17 protein-coding genes are annotated in these 17,684 nt (G+C 36.4%); 3 read left to right on the top strand and 14 right to left on the bottom strand.

Annotated elements, in window-relative coordinates:
* Positions 1-6 precede the first annotated feature (6 nt).
* Entirely contained in the window at positions 7-417 is a 411-nt protein-coding gene (gene mntA, locus ASU03_RS04480; protein WP_057830661.1) for a type VII toxin-antitoxin system MntA family adenylyltransferase antitoxin, read from the bottom strand.
* A 223-nt stretch (positions 418-640) separates the two neighbouring features.
* Between mntA and ASU03_RS04475 the strand changes: the two genes are divergently transcribed.
* From ASU03_RS04475 to ASU03_RS04465, 3 genes are read left to right on the top strand one after another with little or no spacing between them, the layout of a single operon-like run.
* The gene (locus ASU03_RS04475; protein WP_057830660.1) at positions 641-1,960 is read left to right on the top strand and encodes a flippase; all 1,320 of its coding nucleotides are present in this window, start codon (positions 641-643) and stop codon (positions 1,958-1,960) included.
* 5 nt (positions 1,961-1,965) lie between these two features.
* Entirely contained in the window at positions 1,966-3,045 is a 1,080-nt protein-coding gene (locus ASU03_RS04470; RefSeq protein WP_057830659.1) for a sulfotransferase domain-containing protein, read from the top strand.
* 58 nt (positions 3,046-3,103) lie between these two features.
* Positions 3,104-4,009, top strand: coding sequence for a sulfotransferase family 2 domain-containing protein (locus tag ASU03_RS04465; RefSeq protein ID WP_057830658.1), 906 nt, complete (start codon positions 3,104-3,106; stop codon positions 4,007-4,009).
* Positions 4,010-4,189: 180 nt separating this feature from the next.
* Here the strand turns inward: ASU03_RS04465 and ASU03_RS04460 are convergent, their stop codons facing one another.
* From ASU03_RS04460 to gspG, 13 genes are all read right to left on the bottom strand, one after another.
* On the bottom strand, positions 4,190-4,792 hold the full coding sequence (locus ASU03_RS04460) for a hypothetical protein (protein WP_057830657.1): 603 nt from the start codon (positions 4,790-4,792) through the stop codon (positions 4,190-4,192).
* Between the two features lie 214 nt (positions 4,793-5,006).
* The gene (locus tag ASU03_RS04455; protein ID WP_057830656.1) at positions 5,007-6,386 is read right to left on the bottom strand and encodes a hypothetical protein; all 1,380 of its coding nucleotides are present in this window, start codon (positions 6,384-6,386) and stop codon (positions 5,007-5,009) included.
* A 617-nt stretch (positions 6,387-7,003) separates the two neighbouring features.
* Positions 7,004-9,172, bottom strand: coding sequence for a secretin N-terminal domain-containing protein (locus ASU03_RS04450; RefSeq protein ID WP_231731483.1), 2,169 nt, complete (start codon positions 9,170-9,172; stop codon positions 7,004-7,006).
* 159 nt (positions 9,173-9,331) lie between these two features.
* The gene (locus tag ASU03_RS04445) at positions 9,332-9,856 is read right to left on the bottom strand and encodes a hypothetical protein (RefSeq protein ID WP_057830655.1); all 525 of its coding nucleotides are present in this window, start codon (positions 9,854-9,856) and stop codon (positions 9,332-9,334) included.
* 2 nt (positions 9,857-9,858) lie between these two features.
* A complete protein-coding gene (locus tag ASU03_RS04440; protein ID WP_057830654.1) occupies positions 9,859-10,437 on the bottom strand; it encodes a hypothetical protein in 579 nt (192 codons plus the stop codon).
* Complete coding sequence (locus tag ASU03_RS04435) at positions 10,434-11,681, bottom strand: hypothetical protein (RefSeq protein WP_057830653.1); 1,248 nt, start codon at positions 11,679-11,681, stop codon at positions 10,434-10,436. The genes ASU03_RS04440 and ASU03_RS04435 overlap by 4 nt, the downstream gene beginning before the upstream one ends.
* Positions 11,678-12,604 carry a type II secretion system protein GspK gene (locus ASU03_RS04430; protein WP_057830652.1) on the bottom strand — a complete coding sequence of 309 codons (927 nt, stop codon included), beginning with the start codon at positions 12,602-12,604 and terminating at the stop codon, positions 11,678-11,680. Before ASU03_RS04430 ends, ASU03_RS04435 begins: the two co-directional genes overlap by 4 nt.
* Entirely contained in the window at positions 12,604-13,377 is a 774-nt protein-coding gene (locus ASU03_RS04425) for a PulJ/GspJ family protein (protein WP_057830651.1), read from the bottom strand. Before ASU03_RS04425 ends, ASU03_RS04430 begins: the two co-directional genes overlap by 1 nt.
* Positions 13,371-13,793, bottom strand: a complete 423-nt coding sequence (locus ASU03_RS04420; RefSeq protein WP_057830650.1) for a type IV pilus modification PilV family protein — start codon at positions 13,791-13,793, stop codon at positions 13,371-13,373. Before ASU03_RS04420 ends, ASU03_RS04425 begins: the two co-directional genes overlap by 7 nt.
* Before the next feature lie 68 nt (positions 13,794-13,861).
* On the bottom strand, positions 13,862-14,434 hold the full coding sequence (locus ASU03_RS04415) for a type II secretion system protein (protein WP_057830649.1): 573 nt from the start codon (positions 14,432-14,434) through the stop codon (positions 13,862-13,864).
* The gene (locus tag ASU03_RS04410) at positions 14,421-15,620 is read right to left on the bottom strand and encodes a type II secretion system F family protein (protein ID WP_057830648.1); all 1,200 of its coding nucleotides are present in this window, start codon (positions 15,618-15,620) and stop codon (positions 14,421-14,423) included. Before ASU03_RS04410 ends, ASU03_RS04415 begins: the two co-directional genes overlap by 14 nt.
* Complete coding sequence (locus ASU03_RS04405; protein WP_057830647.1) at positions 15,620-17,290, bottom strand: GspE/PulE family protein; 1,671 nt, start codon at positions 17,288-17,290, stop codon at positions 15,620-15,622. The genes ASU03_RS04410 and ASU03_RS04405 overlap by 1 nt, the downstream gene beginning before the upstream one ends.
* A complete protein-coding gene (gene gspG, locus ASU03_RS04400) occupies positions 17,287-17,682 on the bottom strand; it encodes a type II secretion system major pseudopilin GspG (protein WP_057830646.1) in 396 nt (131 codons plus the stop codon). The genes ASU03_RS04405 and gspG overlap by 4 nt, the downstream gene beginning before the upstream one ends.
* Between the last annotated feature and the right edge of the window lie 2 nt (positions 17,683-17,684).

Raw genomic sequence — 17,684 nt, 5'->3', positions numbered from 1 at the left:
AATTTACTAACCCTTTATAAATTGAGCTAAAATATCCGCTCGTTCATCATTCAAATGTTGATACATTGACATTACTTGCATTTCAAAAAGAACTGCTGAATTTTTAGTTTCATAAAGACAAAGCCCATGGTGAATTATTTGATTTTGCATGACAGTTGACGCACTAAGTAAATCAACTAAATCAACATCACAAGCAAGTGCATCGGCAAGTTCAGCTTGTAATTGCCACCTTGTTAATGAAGGGATTTTTTTATTACCAAGCACCGCGATATCAATATCGCTTGCGCTTGTCTCAGTACCAGAAGCATAAGAGCCAAATAAATAAACAATGTTAATACTAATACCAACATCAATCAGTTTAGCTGTAAGCAAACTTACAATGGTTTTTTTTAATCGACTTTTCAGTGAACTGGCCATAGTTATCAACTTACTTTAATTCATCTAAAATTAAATTCAGTTTATCATATTCGGTGATAAAGTACTGCATGCTGAACCACCGCCGTCATGCTGAACTCGTTTCAGCACCCCAAGCAACAAGTGCCTCACTAATTAGATCCTGAAAAAATTCAGGATAACAAATGCTTCATGTTATATTAACCAAACAATAAGCTCTATTTTCATAAACATAAATTAAATACTAATGTCACTTTCCATCAACGTTAAAAACAGCTTATTACTAATCAGTGAAAAAGTCATAATCCTGGGTATGTCATTTTTAACTAGCGTATTAATGGCGCGTATTGCTGGCCCTGAAGTTTTTGGGCAATATGCTTATATCACCTCGTTTACTTCACTCTTTATTCCCTTATGCGCAATGGGTCTAAATAATATATCGACCAAATATTTTGTTAAATACCCCAAGCATAGTCATTATGTTTTCCTCAGTGCCTTATTTTTAAGGAGTATCGGTGCATTAATATGCATAGTATTAGGTGGCATTAGTGCCTATTTATTAGGAATAAAAGACGAGCAACTCACCTACATATTACTTTTATTAGTACTACAAAGTTTTAGTCTTTTTTATTTGGTGGAGTTTTTCTTTTTAGCCAAAAAACAAGTCAGTTATACCCTAAAAATTAGGCTGGCAATTATTGTATGTACTAGCACAGCCAAGATATTCATCATAATGAATGGCGCTAACTTATTCAGTTTACTGTTCGTTCATGGGTTTGAGTTTGTTGCCATCGGATTGAGCTACTTAACACTTTATTATCTACAAGGTAATCAGGTAAAAGGTCAAATAAGTAAGGCACCTTCAAAACAAAGTGTTGCGAGTTTATTTCATCAAGGTAAGTGGTTATTACTCTCTGGTATTGCCGCAGTTTTATACCTTAAAATTGATCAAGTAATGTTAGCTAGCTTTCACGGCACAGAAGAGGTTGCCTATTATGCCGCTGCGGCTAAACTTTCAGAGTTTTGGTATGTTTTTCCGCTATTAATTGCCAATGCGTTTAACCCAAAATTAATACAACTTAAACAACAATCAGCAGATCTCTATCAAACTTTTTTACTGAAAATACTCAGTTTTATGGTGGCAAGCGCCATATTAATTAGTCTAATTACTTATGCTGTCGCAAGCCCACTGATCAATTTAATTTACGGCGATGAGTATCAGATTAGTGCGAACATACTGAGTATTCACATTTTTGCTACGTTATTTATTTTTCAACGAGCAATATTAAGTAAATGGCTAATTATTGAAAGTTATTATAAATTCAGCTTAATGAGCCATGGCGCAGGCGCTATTAGTAACATCCTGTTAAATTTATTACTTATTCCTACTTATGGTGGTATTGGTGCTGCATGGGCAACACTACTTTCTTACATGATTGCCAGTTTCTTAAGTTTGGCATTCACCCGTAAAACGCGTGAATTTATGCGGTTAATGATTACCGCTATGATAAAATGGCCTAAATACTTACACAGCTTCCATATAATTAATAAAGAAAGTGATAGATAAAAGCAATGAATCAAAGCATACGCTCAAACTTAATTAAACGAGTGCCTTTTCGTTTAAGAAAAACGCTTTTTAAACTAAAACTCTATATCAAAGCACCAAGGTTGTTTTTTTTATCAAAAAAAACCTTCAACACTTGCCCTCCACCAATATTATTACTTTCATTCCCGCGTAGCGGTTCAAGTTGGATTGGTTCAATTATGGGCATGGGTGAAGATGTTCGTTACCTAAGGGAGCCAGCAACAACCAACTACACCTTAACCGAAAGTAAAAAAAATAATAAAACTAAAGACAGCTTTAAGATAAAACGAATTTCAGTATTCGATCAAGAGAGTTGTGACAACTGGCCTGAATATCAGCAATATATAGATGACAGTTTATCAGCAAAACCTAATTTCACTAATGCTGTAATTGCCTACCCAAAACAGTGGCAATCGGTAAAACAAAAAAAGGCTCTATTGATTAAAGAGGTAAATCCACTTGCCATTAATTACTACCTCAGCAAAGATATAAAGCTAATATATTTAGTCAGGCACCCATTTTCAGTAGCAAAGAGCTACCAAGCATTAAATTGGCGCGCCAACGATTTATTTAGTAAAAAATTTAATCCCGAAACACTTACCGCGATAAACAATTTTTCATCCAACATACAAAACGAAAGTATTTGGCTGCAAATGGGTTATTTACAGGGTTGGGTTGAGGCTATGGTAAAAGAACAAATAACCATAACAAACAACTCCGCAACAATAATACGTTATGAAGATGTTTGCCAAAGCCCTGATGAACAATTTAAAGCGTTATTTGACTTTGCTGACCTTAACTATTCAAGCAACACAATAGCGGCAATAAGCAAGTCATTATCGAGAAATAGTCGTGTTGCTGCCGGTGATTTCACATTAACACGTAAAAGTAGTGAACTAGCACAAATAAAAGTGAAGGCAGGCGAACATGCAAATTATTTTCAGCTTATGGATGCTTACCAGCAAGCCTTTAGTAATTTTAAGCAAAACACAAAACTAGATAACCGCTCAACGAATAACATAACCACAAGTTATTGCAAAGACTCAGCCCTTGTTGAGCTTTGTTGAGTAAGTCATTCCCTTGGTGTCCTAATCGGGTTCCAGAACTAAAATCAAACTGAACCCTATGTCACTAAACATTAAAAAAACACTAAAAAAAATCATTCAAAAAACGGGCTATGATATTGCTTTGCATAGAATCGCTTCGTCTAAAAACAACAACAAATCCGTGGCTTTTATTCATATCCCCAAATGTGGTGGTGTTTCTATTGATACCGCTCTACGCGCTCAGTTAGCGCAAATTGGCGAGCGCAAGATAACGCGTAATCCTCTCATCGCCAGTAGCTTATTAAGCTATAAAAAAGAGCTTAAAAGCCTTAATGACAAATGTGATTTTAGTGAACACCATAACCAAGAATTACAACGTATATTAACTTATCATTTAAATCTAAACTGGCAATATGTCAGCGGACATTTACCCGTTAACAGTAAAATACTAAACCACTTTACACCGCAATATAACTTTATCACCGTATTAAGGAATCCCGTTGAACGGTTTATCTCTAATTATCTATTCAACAAACAAACCAATACCATGGCGATAATGCCGCCAAATAGCTTAGAAAATTTAACTAGCGATAGTTTGATAAAAGAAGCGAAAGAAATACTAAGCAGCCGACGCGGTTGGCAAATGGCCAATACCAGTACATTATTTTTAACTGGCCGTTATCCCAAAGATCAAGCCGATGCAGAAAACATGCAAGTTGAAGTTGCCGCCAATTTAGCGAAATTTAAGGTAATAGGGTTTTTAGATAATTTAGCCAAGTTTGAACAGGACTGTTTTACTTTAACAGGAAAGCAGATAAAAATTGAGCAACGAAATATTACTGAGCAACTCGCTTCATCTGAGCAGACAAAGCTGCAAGACACGTTGAAAGCGTTTTTTAATGAGCCAAATACGTTAAAAAAACTTAATGAATTGTGTCAGGTTGAAATGGATAATTATTTAACAGTTAAACAGCAGATAAAGTAATTAGCATCATGCTGCACGACCACCGTCATGCTGAACTTGTTTCAGCACCTCAGATAATAAGTGCCTAACTGATGGGATCCTGAAACGAGTTCAGGGTGACTCTTATCCTGGCATGCTGAACTCGTTTCAGCACCTCAGATAACAAGTGCCCGTCATGCTGAACTCGTTTCAGCATCTCAGTTATTTAGCTGCTTTTTTAATACTCGCAACAAGCCTACTAAACTCTTGTGAGATTTCAGCTTCCACCATATCATTACCGCTTACTGAAAAGGTATAAACCGAATTATTCGCTTTATCCAATAGCGCTAAGTTTTTAATGATTTGTTTATTGCCACCTGCATCTGCAGTAAAAATATATTCTTTAACAATAAAGTCATTGGCAATTGCTGAGTGAAAACTTTTGTCCTCTTCACCCACTAAAGTAAACTGAATATCGGTAAAGTTAGCTTTTAACATGCCCTGAAAAGCCGAATCAAAAAACTTTGCCCATTCTTCATTTGAGCCGGTATAACTTGCGCCAGTTAACTGCTGACAGGTGATATTACTGGCGATAATGGCACTTTTGTGGCTCTTAGTAGCAACAGTATTAGTCAATTGCATTTTGATATTGTCGTCAAAGTTAAGTGTTTGACTTTTATTTTTTGGCTTGGTGTCTAGCTCCATGCTTAACAGACAAACTTGCTCTGTAAATGCAGCTTGCTCAGCACTGACGATATTAGACAAGGCAAAGGTGGCGATAAAAAGAACTGACAATAAGGTAGATTTTATAACTTGGGGTAACATAACAACTCCTAACATATTCAAGATTAATAAACAAACGATTTAATACAACCTAATACAACTTAATGAAACTTAACATAACAACAAATTCAGCAGTAAAAATCACTTTCAGTATATTTAGCCAATAAGATTTAGACAATAAAATTTAGACAATAAAAAACCCGGGCTAAGCCGGGTTTTTTTTGTAATATCAATTAGCCTTAGGCTAAGTTAATAATTACTTCTGTTGGCTGTTAGAAATTTCTGAACGACCATTTTCATTTTGCGTAAATGCATAAGCAGATACGTCAGAAGCTTTACCGTCAATGTTAAACGTTACGCTTAACTTTTGAGTACCAGCAGGGATACCTAGAGCTGAAATGATAGCGCCTTGGCTAACTTTAGTTACTGAGTTAGCAGCTAAGTCAAAACCTAAGTCTACTGCTTTGTAAGTTACAGATTTGCCAGCAGCATCAACTACAGATACAGCTTCAACAATAACGTCAGCTTTAGGGCCTAAGTTAGAGAAGTGAACTGAAGATGACGTACCTTCTTTACCAACAACAAAGTAAGGAACGTTGATGATTGCAGCATCGATTTTCCATTGACCAGCGTCAGCAAGAGTTTGAGTAACTTGTGCAGTGTTCGTAGTTACAGTAGAGTCAGCATCAATTGAAACAGTTGCTTGGAAAGCTGAAGCTTTAATCGGGTTATTACCAGAAGAGTTAGTATCGAATGTTACTGTATATGTACCGCCGATACCTGCAACTGTTGCTTCATCAACAACAGTAAAATCAGCAGATTTTTTATCAGATGCTATTACAAGGTTAGTTACAGTGTTTGCAGTACCTGAATCAGTATTTACAACTACACCAGTCATAGCAGTGGCAGCAGAAAAATCACCTGTAATTGTTACAGTAGCTTTAACATTTGCGCCATTTGCTGCTGACAACAATGCTTGAGCATCAGTAATTTTAATAACTAAAATATCTACGTTAGTATCGCCAGTTGTGTTAGTAAAGATTTCTAAATCATCACGTTTAATCACAGAGTCAAGTTTAGTAGTTACACTTGAACCATATTGGTCAGCAGTAACGATAAATTTACCAGTGTTATCACCAGTAGTATCTTTAGCATCACCTGTTAAACCAGAAACAGCTGAATATGTTACTGTAGCTGCAGACGCTTTTGCAGCAGCCACATCACTACCAAAAACACCAATTTCAAAAGAAGCATCTTTAGGTACCGGGTCACCAGTTAATACTTCAAATACCATAGTAGTTACACCAAGAGTAGTTGTAATTACAGCATTGCCCATAGTAAAAGTACCAGAACCGTATGTAATACTTACTTCTGTTGTAGCAGGTACAGCAACTGAAGCGAATGTTGCAGAAGTAGGTGCAGTACTAAACATATCTTTACCGAACACTAAAGTGATTTTATCACCAGCTTCTAATTGTTGACGAACGATTGCTCGAAGAGAACCGTTTGCAACAGCATTGATCTCTAAACCTTGAGCTGATGTTTTAGTTACAGCGTCAGTTAAATCAGCAGCTTGTACAGTACCAAAAGTACCTGCGATAGCAGTAGCGATTAGTGCTTTTTTAAAAAAATTCATTATATTTTCCTTCTAGTTTCATGAAACCAGTACATAGCTAATGAAACTATATACCAATATATTTTTCTCACCTTGGCTAGGCGCCTAGCCAAAACCAGGTGCGATTTAATGACAATCCTATGAAAAAGTCAAGCAAATAGTATTATATTTACCAATACTGCCGATAAAAAACACAGCTGATTGATTTTTGTGCTATCTACTCAATTTTTATGCTTTTCATTGCTTAATTAACTAATAACTTATTTGATTATTGAGAAAAAATTAAACAGTGAAAAACCTTTCTTTTGTGTTCCGTACTTACTCTTAAGGCTTATCATAAAACAATGAACCTGGATTTTTTCTTGTTATAGATCAAGAGCATATTAAAACAAACAAATTCTAATTCAATAGGCTGAATCATACAGGCACAAGTTACCCTGTATTTATGACATTTTCAAGACGCTTGTTATAAAAAACCGGATAAAAACAAAAAAAAATTAATATTTTTCCCATACTAGTTAATATTGTACGCTAGCGACATAACGTTATATTCTTAAAACTATGTATTACATGCAAATTACATTCAAGCTAACTATATTTCATCGCTCTAGCACTCTCTAAGCAGTACTTAGCTGCCTTTATTTCAATTCTAACTGAATATTCTCTAAACCATCGATAAAGCTTTGTTGAATTCGGTTCCATTCACTTACATTATGAATAATTCTGGGCGTAACCAGTATCACTAACTCTGTTTTGTCTGAGCTATCCGCGTCACTTCTAAATAAGTGGCCGATAATAGGTAAACTGCCTAAAATTGGAATAGCATTGGCATTAGAGCTTTTATTTTCACTAATTAATCCGCCAAGTAATACCGTTTGACCATCACCAGCAACAACTTCAGTAGAGAGTTTACGCTCAAAAATTGATGGTGTTCCTGAAATGTCTACCCCATCAGGCGATACATTAGAGATATTTAGCTCTATGGTCATAATAACCGTACCTTGCGCATTAATGGTTGGTGTTACCGTTAAATCAATACCGGTTTTTCGATATTGTATGGTAGTGGTTTGTCGTTCACCATTGATAGGATCTGAAGTAGTACTGCCAACGGTAGGAATGTCATCACCAACACTAATAGATGCAGAAACACCATCACGCACTAATAACGTGGGTCTTGATAATACATTAATCAAACCATCTTTTTGATTTAAACTGATATTAAAATTACCGCTTAAACCAACAATAGAATAAGCAAAGCCGTCTTTACCATTATAACTAATACTTTTTTTATTATTTCCTGAGTCACCACTCTTAAGTGCAAACTGAACCCCCTTAGAAAAACTGCCGGTTAGCTTAACCTCGGCAATAATGACTTCTAACATCACTTGTTTGGGCATAACATCAAGTTTTTTAATAATGGGTAATAAACCTTGATAGAACTTGCCGGTAGAATAAAAAATCAAGGCATTAGAACGTTCATCTACCACCATGCGAATATTATCGCCTTCAATAGTTTGTACACTATTACCATTATTTCGCTGAGTGCTTTGCTGTCTATTTTGGTTATTGTTAGTCGCACGGCTAACATTTGAACGAGTGCTATTTTGACTGCGATTACCGTTAAAGCTATTACTACCACCAAGTAAAGGCGCTAAACTAGCCCCTAAGTCGGACGCACGGGCATAACGTGGGTGGTAGGTGTAAAAGCTTTGTTCTGAGCCTGTGGCTGGTTTATCTAATTGTTTCGCCCAGTACTCGACCCTATCGAGTATTTCATCTGCACTGGCAAATACCACTACTTTACCTAGGTGCTCAATAGGCACAAATTTAATACTCGAAGAATTTGTACGACTGCTTGATGCTACAATGCCTTCTTGTGCTAACAGCTCCGTGACTTTATCGATAAAGGTTAATGAATCAATGTAATTAAAACTTACTAAGCCAATCGCCTTGTTGTGTATGCCGGCGCTATCAAGTAAATTAACCAAAGACAAAGCCCGTAATACTTGTTCACGACGCCCTCTAATGGTTAACAGCCCTTGTGCCGGGTCTATAGCCACGCTGGCATCCACCAATGAGGCTATAGTATTCCTTAGGTGGGTAGACGTACCATACTTTAACGGCACTAATTGAATGATGTTGCTAGAGACTCTTGGTACGTCACTTTCTTTGCGGCCAAAACCAAAAGCCATATTGGTTTTGTTACCGGAAGATGCTAATGGATGTACATAAAAAACCTGTTCATTTAAGGCAATATTTACTTTGTGTTGGTTAAGTATTTGTTGTACTAATTGAAATAAACGTTGCGCAGAAACCTTCTCTTTTAACTCTAACGTTACTGGACTGACATTGGCTTTAACGCTCGGCTCAATTAAGTAAGAAACCTGCAGTAAGTCCCCCAACACGTAATGCAAAAAATCATTGAGTGGCAACTCATTGACTGATAGTTGAAATTGCTTTTGACTACCAAACTGTTTTGATAGGTCTATTTCTAACTTTAAACTTTGTTGATTATTAGCCAAACGGTTTAAACGAACAAATTCACCGCTGTTTTTTTCTTCATTAGTTTTAGCCCGTTCTTGTTTCTCGATAACAACGACTTTATCAAGGTTTAGAAAAGAGCTATTTACTTGTACCTTACTTACTTGAATCGCTTTATCAGGGTTCATCATAGTGCTACTACAACCTGAAACAAGAAAAGTTAAGGCGATAAATATCGCTAACTTACTTTTTTTGTATGACTTAGACAGATGTTGAGTACTATGACTTTGCACTGAGACTGCGGTTGATGTTATTATTTCGTTCACGCTATTAAATTCCAAAGTGTTTATTTTTAACTACTTATTTTAGGATGACACCAATTCCGTCATGCTGAACTCGTTTCAGCACCTCAAGTAACAAGTGCCACACTCATGAGATCCTGAAATAAATTCAGGATGACGAGTTCGGGATGACGAATTTTATGACTATTTCTTCGCTTCAAACAATTTAAACTCAATCAATTGATCATCTTGTTTAAAGCTTATTGAATTGGTCGTTACTGAAATAAGCGAGATACCCTCAGACAACTCATCACCTTCTAACACTTTTAGCATAGGGTTCTCTGTTGATTTATCTTTATTTCCCAAAGCCTTTATTAAAATAAAGGCTTTGTTTAACGGTTTGTTTTGTTTGTTATTAACCGTTTCATTACGACCATTGAAGATACCATACAATGCATATTTGTTTTCACCAATTGTCAGTATATCTTTCTTCGGCAATGAGTCTGGCTTAACTTTCTCAATAGGTTGTTTTGCTTTAATACGATCAGCTTTTAATTGCTGCCATACTGTCTCAACCTTTAAAGGGGTACTGCTGATATTGGCAGGAACAACCAATTTAGGTGAACCTACAAATTGCTGAGTAACCTGGCTAGCTTGCTGGTCAATAATAAAGCTATAAAGTAAATAGCTTAATGTTAGCACTGACATAAAAATTGCGATAACTCTCATGGTTAACCTTTTACGCTGTTAGTGTTGTTCACATGTGCTTTATACCAAACACTCACTTTTAATATGGCAGTAAACTCTGCTTGTGCTCTTTTATCAAAAGCATCTGCACGATAGTTGTATTCTTCAATATTAATGTAAGGTTTTGCCGTCTCTAATGCTCTGGTGGTTTTGATTAAACAATTAGCATCGCCAGTATACCTAACCTCCATGTGCCACTTTTGCACTTTTGGTAATATTTGCTGCTTTCCTTTAAAACCAATACGAGTAATTGCACAGCCCGATGTTTGTAATAACTGCTCAATTTGAGTTTGCGCAATTAATTTAAACTCAGCTTCACTCTTTTGTGTAAATAAATAATCATGTGAGTTAGCTAAATAAAGTGCTAATTCTTCATTTTTTTTCAAAAAATCATCACCATTGGTTATTAATGCATTCGTTTTGTCTTGTTTCTTTTGCAACATATTTAAAGTTTGCTGCTGCTCACTTTGTAATTCTGTTAGCGGCTCTAACAAGTAATTGGCAACCAATAAAGCTAATAACACTAACAAGTAGTGCTTGTATTTTAATAACTCTGTTTTCATGGTATTGCTGTCTCTTTCGTTTTCACTTCGGCTTGAGCTTTATCAATTTTCACTTCGCTGCTCCTTAAGTCTTGTACTTTTTTTGAAACTAATTCCAAAGTAAAAGATTCTTGCCCTCGAGATTTTAATACTGACCCTTTGAAACTTGCATCAATCACATAAGGATCTTTTGTTATTTCGGTTAACACCTTTGATGCATTAGGAGCTTGCCCTCTTATACTAATTACATTTTGAGCGAAACTTAAGCGCTCTATTACCATGCCACTTTCAACTAGTTGATAAACTATCGCCCAATGCTGATGTACAGTACTTGTTTTTGAAAATTCTGTATTCAGTAAATTCAGCAACTGACTTTGCTGGTCCTGCTGATATTTATCATTAAGTAATTGACTAACTTCACTACCCTGCTCTGCTAATTCACTTTCAATATTATAGGTTTGCAACCATAGATAACTATTGCTTAGTAAGTAAAAAGCAGTGGCGGTTAATAAAGGCAGCCAGTACAAGAAGTGCAAGTCTTTTATTTTAAACCATGACTTTGCATTAAACGCTACTTTTCGGTAGAGCTGATCAATTTTTTGCAGAGTTAGACAGCTAAAGAGAAAAGTAGCGTAACTTTGTTGGTTGATATAAGTGGCAGTTATTTCGCTAGGTAAACCAGAACTTAATTTAAACGCCTCAATATTGGCTATTAAACCTTTAGCATAAGAGCTAGTAGACTTATCAGCAAAACAACTGGCAAATAAAGTACCTACGGGTGTTTCTAAGGACGCTAGCCAAACCTGATTATTAGTAAAACTGTCTTGTTGCTCTTTTTCTAGGCTAATAAGATCAGTTTCAGGAATAAGCAACCTTTGTTCACCTAGCTCATTGAGCAATAATGCATCAAAGGTGGTTTTTTTTACTTCATAGCCATCAATAGCACCATTACTAACCACTTGAAAAATTGTTGCCGCTGAGTTCTCATTGCTTTTTTGCAATATTAAAATTTGTTGTAATTCTTTTTTACTGATAGATGTGTAGCTTTGCCATGACTGGCGGTAATGCGTTTTCGCGACAATAACGACTTTGGCTTTACTTGAATCGACTTTTTTAAAAGCGTACTGATCAGTAACATTGTTTTTGACTTTATGTGCAGTAGCCTGCTTATCTTCAAAAACATACCAACCATTGGCATAATAAGCCAATTGCTTGAGTAACGTTTTTTTCAATAGTGGTTGTTTTAATAATAACGCTAAATTCACACTTGATTCCAAGTTAACTGAGTAATGATGATAGGTCTTGATAAAGAACGAGGCCGCAATTCTACTATAAATTCTTTACTAAGTTTATTGTTTTGTCCTTTCACTAATAAAGTAATTTTCAAAAACCGTCCCGTTCCGTAGGTAACCGATTCATCTTGATCAACATAAGTGGCTAGATAAAAACTATGCCCTGTTAGTACACCCGCCTTCCTTTGCTGTAAAACCTCTTCATAAGCAGCCTCATTATTTAGGAATGCTTTTAATATTAAATTAGGTGCATTGAGCGGATTAAAACGAGAAAATATTATGTCGGTAAAATAAGTATTCCACTGCGTTGTGGTTAATAGCTGCCCTTGCTGAATGCTTTCCACCTCTGCCAACGTTTGTAAATAAGCGTTGCGTGGCCCTGGTTTTTTTATATAACGATAATAGTCACTTTCAGCGCCATTGAGCCGCTTTAAATCATCTTTATCTTTCCAGTCAGCAAGTGAATCTAGAAATGTACGTACTTTATGACCAGAGAAACCTAATTGTGAAAAAAGGCCGCGAGCTAACGTTTTATCTAAGGTATTTAGACTGAGTAAGCCTGATAAGTCTTGAAGTATCACCGTCGTATTTTCATTCAATCGAAAAGGCTTGCCATAAAAATTCCATCTTTGTACCAGCCTATTTTCATTGTCTTTTTTTTGATAACGCTTTTCGGTCAACAAAGCATGTAATAACTCTGCCTCAACATTCTCAAGTTCTAGGTTTAATTCAAAAGCGCTTTTCATTAAGCTAACTACAGCTATTTGCGAACGTACTGTCTGGTTAATATAAATCCCCAGCATAGTTAAAATGATTGAAATAATTAACACTTGAATAAGTGCAATGCCACGACTAGCACTAACGGCTTTATTTTTAAGCTTCATTATTTTTAACATTAATCATCTACTCGAATATAGCTTAATAGACGATATATACTGTGCTGCGACAATGCTATTTGAAAATTGCTAGACCCCTTTTCGCTGGTAAAACTTACTTGTACTTTTTCGGGTAATAAGCGACTAACATTAGTTTCATGATTGTGGTACCAAGTACGAACATCTTTTTTCACAAAATCATCACTATTAAGTCGTGTTACTGCCTCCCTAAAAGACTGCCAGCCAAAATAAGATAAATCAAAGTCATTAATATTGGCCAATAATATAATTTCATGCTGCCACTGAGCCTGATGATCAAGTTCTAACACTAGGTTATGTTTAATACTTTGCTCTTGGTAAATTAAATTATAATTATTACTATCTGGCATGGCTTCAATTTGCAACTGTACTAACGCAGGTTCCGCAGAAAAAATAGCTGAGTTGCTAATAAAACTAACACTAGTACTTGTCCCTTTAAAGTATATACACGCCTTATCATCTTTGCCGTTAACGATATAAGGCATGGCCGAATTAAGCACTTTATGAAGACTGTCTAAGGCAATTGCTTGCTCTGTACCTTGCCAAAAAACCTGTACCCTTTTTTGCCACTTTTGACTGTACAGACTATAAGCATAATACCCCGAAAACATTATCATCATTAAAAGTGACGTTGCTAACATTAGCTCAATGAGGGTAAAGCCTTTGTTATGTTGCACTTTTAAATGGCGATTTGAAATACGGGGATTTATACAAGAAGACTCTGGTAACATGATTTTTATTTTACTCTTTACCATGTAGCCACCCTAAACTGAAACTCATCTATTTTGTCAGTTTGTGTGTTTTGAGCAACAACATTTACTTGGAACAAGCCAAATTGTTGCCTAGGTGGTGAAGAGTCCTCGTCATCAGGCGCTCTTGGCTCAAATGCGATACGCTGAGCTTGCCATTGATAGTGAATACCAGAAATATTAAACTCACTTGCTAACTCAGTTAGTTTTCTATTTTCAGATAAGCTTCTTACTTCAGCTTTTATTGTGGTGATTGCTATAGGGTTGATTTGATAAAAGTGCGCTTTATAACTGGCTTTTTGCGACGACAAACTTGATGCTGAGTATAACTCTGCTGTAACCGCCAGTGCTGAGAACAATATAACCGCGGCAATCAGTACTTCGATTAAGGTAAAGCCTGAAGAACTTTTGCTATTAGCCATTGCATTCTGGCCTAAGTGACAACCGGAATGATGAAGGGTGTGATAGCCGGAGTGACAAAATAAAGGCATCAGAGTGTGTACTCACTAAAAAGTGATTTCAGTTGAAACGTTTTAATACCTTCTAACCAAAAAACTTGATATTGGTTAGGGGTAACAATACCTTTTGAAGAAACGTTAAAGTCTTGTGCAACAAAAGTAAGCTCTGCAAAGTTTATAAATTCCATTTCTTGATTTTCATTGCCTGGATTATCGAAACCTTGGTTATCAGAGTATTGGTTATCACCGAATTGATCAGCCTCTTCTGCAGCTAAACCCCCGTCATTACTAAAATTAATAGCATCGACCACATAGGTAATTTGCATTTGATTTTTTTCAAGGCGGACTTGCATAGCACCACCACCGTAATAAGCACGGTAACTTAAGTTTTTAAAGAGTTGCCTTACCTGTTCTAACTCAACCTGCCTAGTTTGTTGGTTAATGCTTTTTTGCATCAAACCACCACTTAAACTCATTAATACCGCCATAATAGCCATGACAACCATTAGTTCGATTAATGAAAAGCCTGTTACTTTGCTAACAACTCTGGTTTGAGTTGGTTTATAGCAAAACAAACGCTGCCCTACTTGTTTAGAAAGGCACATCGTTTATGGAGACCATACTCATTAACATAGAAATAACGATACCACCGACAAAACCGCCCATAAATACCAACATCAGCGGCTCTAAAATAGTAGTTAATTTTTTAATTACCGCATCTAGGTCTACTCGACTTCGGTTGGCAACTTCATTAAAAACTCGTGGTAAATTTCCTGTTTCTTCACCCACCTTGATAATTGCAAGAAATATCTTAGGAAATATCTGGGTTTTAGATAAGACAAAGCTTAATTGCTTGCCTGTTTTTAACTGGGCTAAAGCTTGTTTTGCATCCCGTTTAAGGTCAGGATGTTTTAAGGTTGCCGACGTCAACTCTAAGGTGGTATCAAGCGGTACGCCGGCTTCTAACATCATTGCCATTGACGATGAAAAACGAATACGCTCTGCGGTTAAAATAATTCTTCCAACTCCGGGTAGTTTAGCTGAATTAACATAACACCAGTTTCTAAACGCTATTTGTTTAAAAGCATAAACTAAAGCAAATACCCCCAGTGCCAAACCGCCCAGAATAAGTGCTTCATATTCTACAAAAAAACTGCTGACATTAATGATAACTTGGGTATACCAAGGCGCTTGTGATAAGTCAGTAAAGATACCCGACATTTTAGGCACAATAAAGGTTAATACAAAGTACACGGCAGCGAGGCAAACCATCATAATGACACCGGGGTAAGTCAGCGCTTCCGATATCTGTGCTCTAAGTTCTTTCTGAAATTTTAAATCAGCGGAGAGCCTATTTAATACTTCAGTTAAATTACCTGATGATTCACCAATTTTGAGTAGGCTAATATAGAGTGGACTAAACAAGTCAGGGTGTTCGGCAAAGGTTTCACTAAGTGAGTTACCTTTTTTTAGCATAGCTGACATTTTACTTAGCAGTTTGGTTAACGCTGGTTGGGCATTAGATTGCATTATGATATCTATGCCTTTATCTACCCTAACGCCACTTTCAAGTAACAAAGCTAATTGAGAAGTAAAAAATTCTAATTCATTCAGGCCTACTGTGCCCGAAAAAATGCTGCGCCAACCTGCATTAGCGCTTAATTCATTGAGTTCAATAGGCTGTAAGCCATCAGTTAGCAATTTTTTTTGTGCGGCTAATTTATCAACCGCCTCTATGCTGCCTATATGACGCTCGCCTTGTTGGTCAATCGCTTTATATTCAAAGTCCATTAGCCGGCAACTCGCAAGACTTCATCAATAGTGGTTACACCCAGTAATACTTTATAAAAACCATCTTGCAATAAATTTCGACGGCCTAATGAGTCATTATATTTTTGTGCCTTTGAGATAAACTGATCATCTTTTGGCATCTGCTTAATCTCATCATCACAACGTAAGTATTCATTAATGGCAATTCGCCCTTTATAGCCTGAGCCATTACATTGTTCACAGCCATTTGCTTGCAATATATTAATATTTTCAAGCTTTGCTTTGCGTTGTACTTCAGCCAATGGATATTTTATTAATAATTCATCAATATTTTCAGCAGGCACTGCGCAATGTAGGCATAATTTACGCGCCAAACGCTGGGCAACGACAGAGATTAACGCGGCATTCAGTAAAAACTCCTCTACACCTAAATCAAGTAAACGGGTATAGGCACTTGCAGCATCATTGGTATGTACCGTACTGAAAACTAAATGTCCGGTAAGCGCCGCTTGTAAAGCTATTCGAGCCGTTTCAGCATCACGAATTTCACCAACCATAATAATGTCAGGATCTTGTCGAACAATTGAGCGAATACCTGCGGCAAAATCAAAACCAATCTCCGGATTAACTTGCACTTGGTTAACACCATCGAGTTGATATTCAACAGGATCTTCTAAGGTGATTATTTTTACATCAGGCGTATTTAATTCATTTAAAAACGTATAAAGGGTTGTCGTTTTACCAGAGCCTGTTGGTCCGGTAAGTAATATAACGCCTGCGGTTTTCTTTAAATCTTGCTGGATTAGTGTTTTAGTATCTTGAGATAAGCCTAATACCGACATATCATATTTAATCGATTCTTTACGTAAAAAACGCAAGACTATACTTTCACCATCGTTTAAAGGTAGCGCTGACACACGGATATCAAGCTCTTGGTTAGCAATGCGCATCGCTATTTTACCATCTTGGGGACGCCTTTTTTCAGCGATATCCATACCTGATAGTATTTTTAAACGTGTGGTAATAGGTAATTTCATTTTAGCCGCTAGAGTATCGACTTCATGTAAAACACCATCAATTCTATAACGGACTCTAAACTTACCAAGGTGTGGTTCCAAGTGCATATCTGAAGCACCTCGAGCTAATGCTTTGGTAATCAAGCTATTTAATAAGTTTACGGTAGGCGCTTCTAGAGCTAACTCTCTAAGACGAGCTTCTTCGTCACCGCTAAGCTCTTCATTGTTAGATAATGATTCATCATTATCTTGAATAGCAAAGAAGAATGTTTGCAGGTCTGATTCTGTGGCAATAAAAACATTGGCTTCTATATCGCGCTTTTGTAAATATTGTATAACATCTAAATCAAGAGGGTCTTTACAAGCTAGTGTCCAAAAAAGACCTTGTGATGTTTCTTCTTCAGCTAGCAGTAACCAATTTTTAGATTTTAAAAACAGTAAATCTTGGTTGGAATAATCATCAGCTTGCCATGTTTGCCAATCTTCGGCCTTAAATAGTGGTTGCTCAAGTACATCACTATATAAAGGAGCAAGGTCGTCTTCGGTAAGACAACCCATATTTACTAAAATTTGCTCTAAACGACCACCATTGCGCGTTTGATAGGTTTTACCTTTATCAAGATCTGCTTGGTTTATTTTAAAACGATCGGTTAATACATCTAAAAGCGGTATCATTTATGAATAACGTCCGCACTTTCATCTTCCCCACCTTCTTTGCCATCTAGTCCATAAGACTTGATGCCATAAGGCATATTATTGATACCAGGTATGGTATAAATATAGGCTTTACCCCAAGGATCTAAAGGAATAGCTTTCGGTAAATAAGGGCCATCCCAACTTGGGTTGTTACTTGAACGTAAATCGTCCAAACTAGCAGGAACGATACCAATATCAAGACGGTAAGTATCAATAGCGGTTTCAAACATTTGCATTTGAGCAACCGCTACTTTTCTTTTTGACGAGCTTACTTTTGAGAATAATTTAGGCGCAATTAGTGAGCCTAAAAGCCCAAGAATAATAAGTACAATCATCAGTTCCATTAAGCTGAAACCTTTATTCTTTTTCATTT

Source organism: Colwellia sp. TT2012 (assembly GCF_001440345.1).
In the GTDB taxonomy this organism is placed as follows: Bacteria; Pseudomonadota; Gammaproteobacteria; order Enterobacterales; family Alteromonadaceae; genus Colwellia.
Note: the sequence above shows the minus strand (reverse complement) of the source record. Positions and strands in the feature narration are given on the sequence as shown.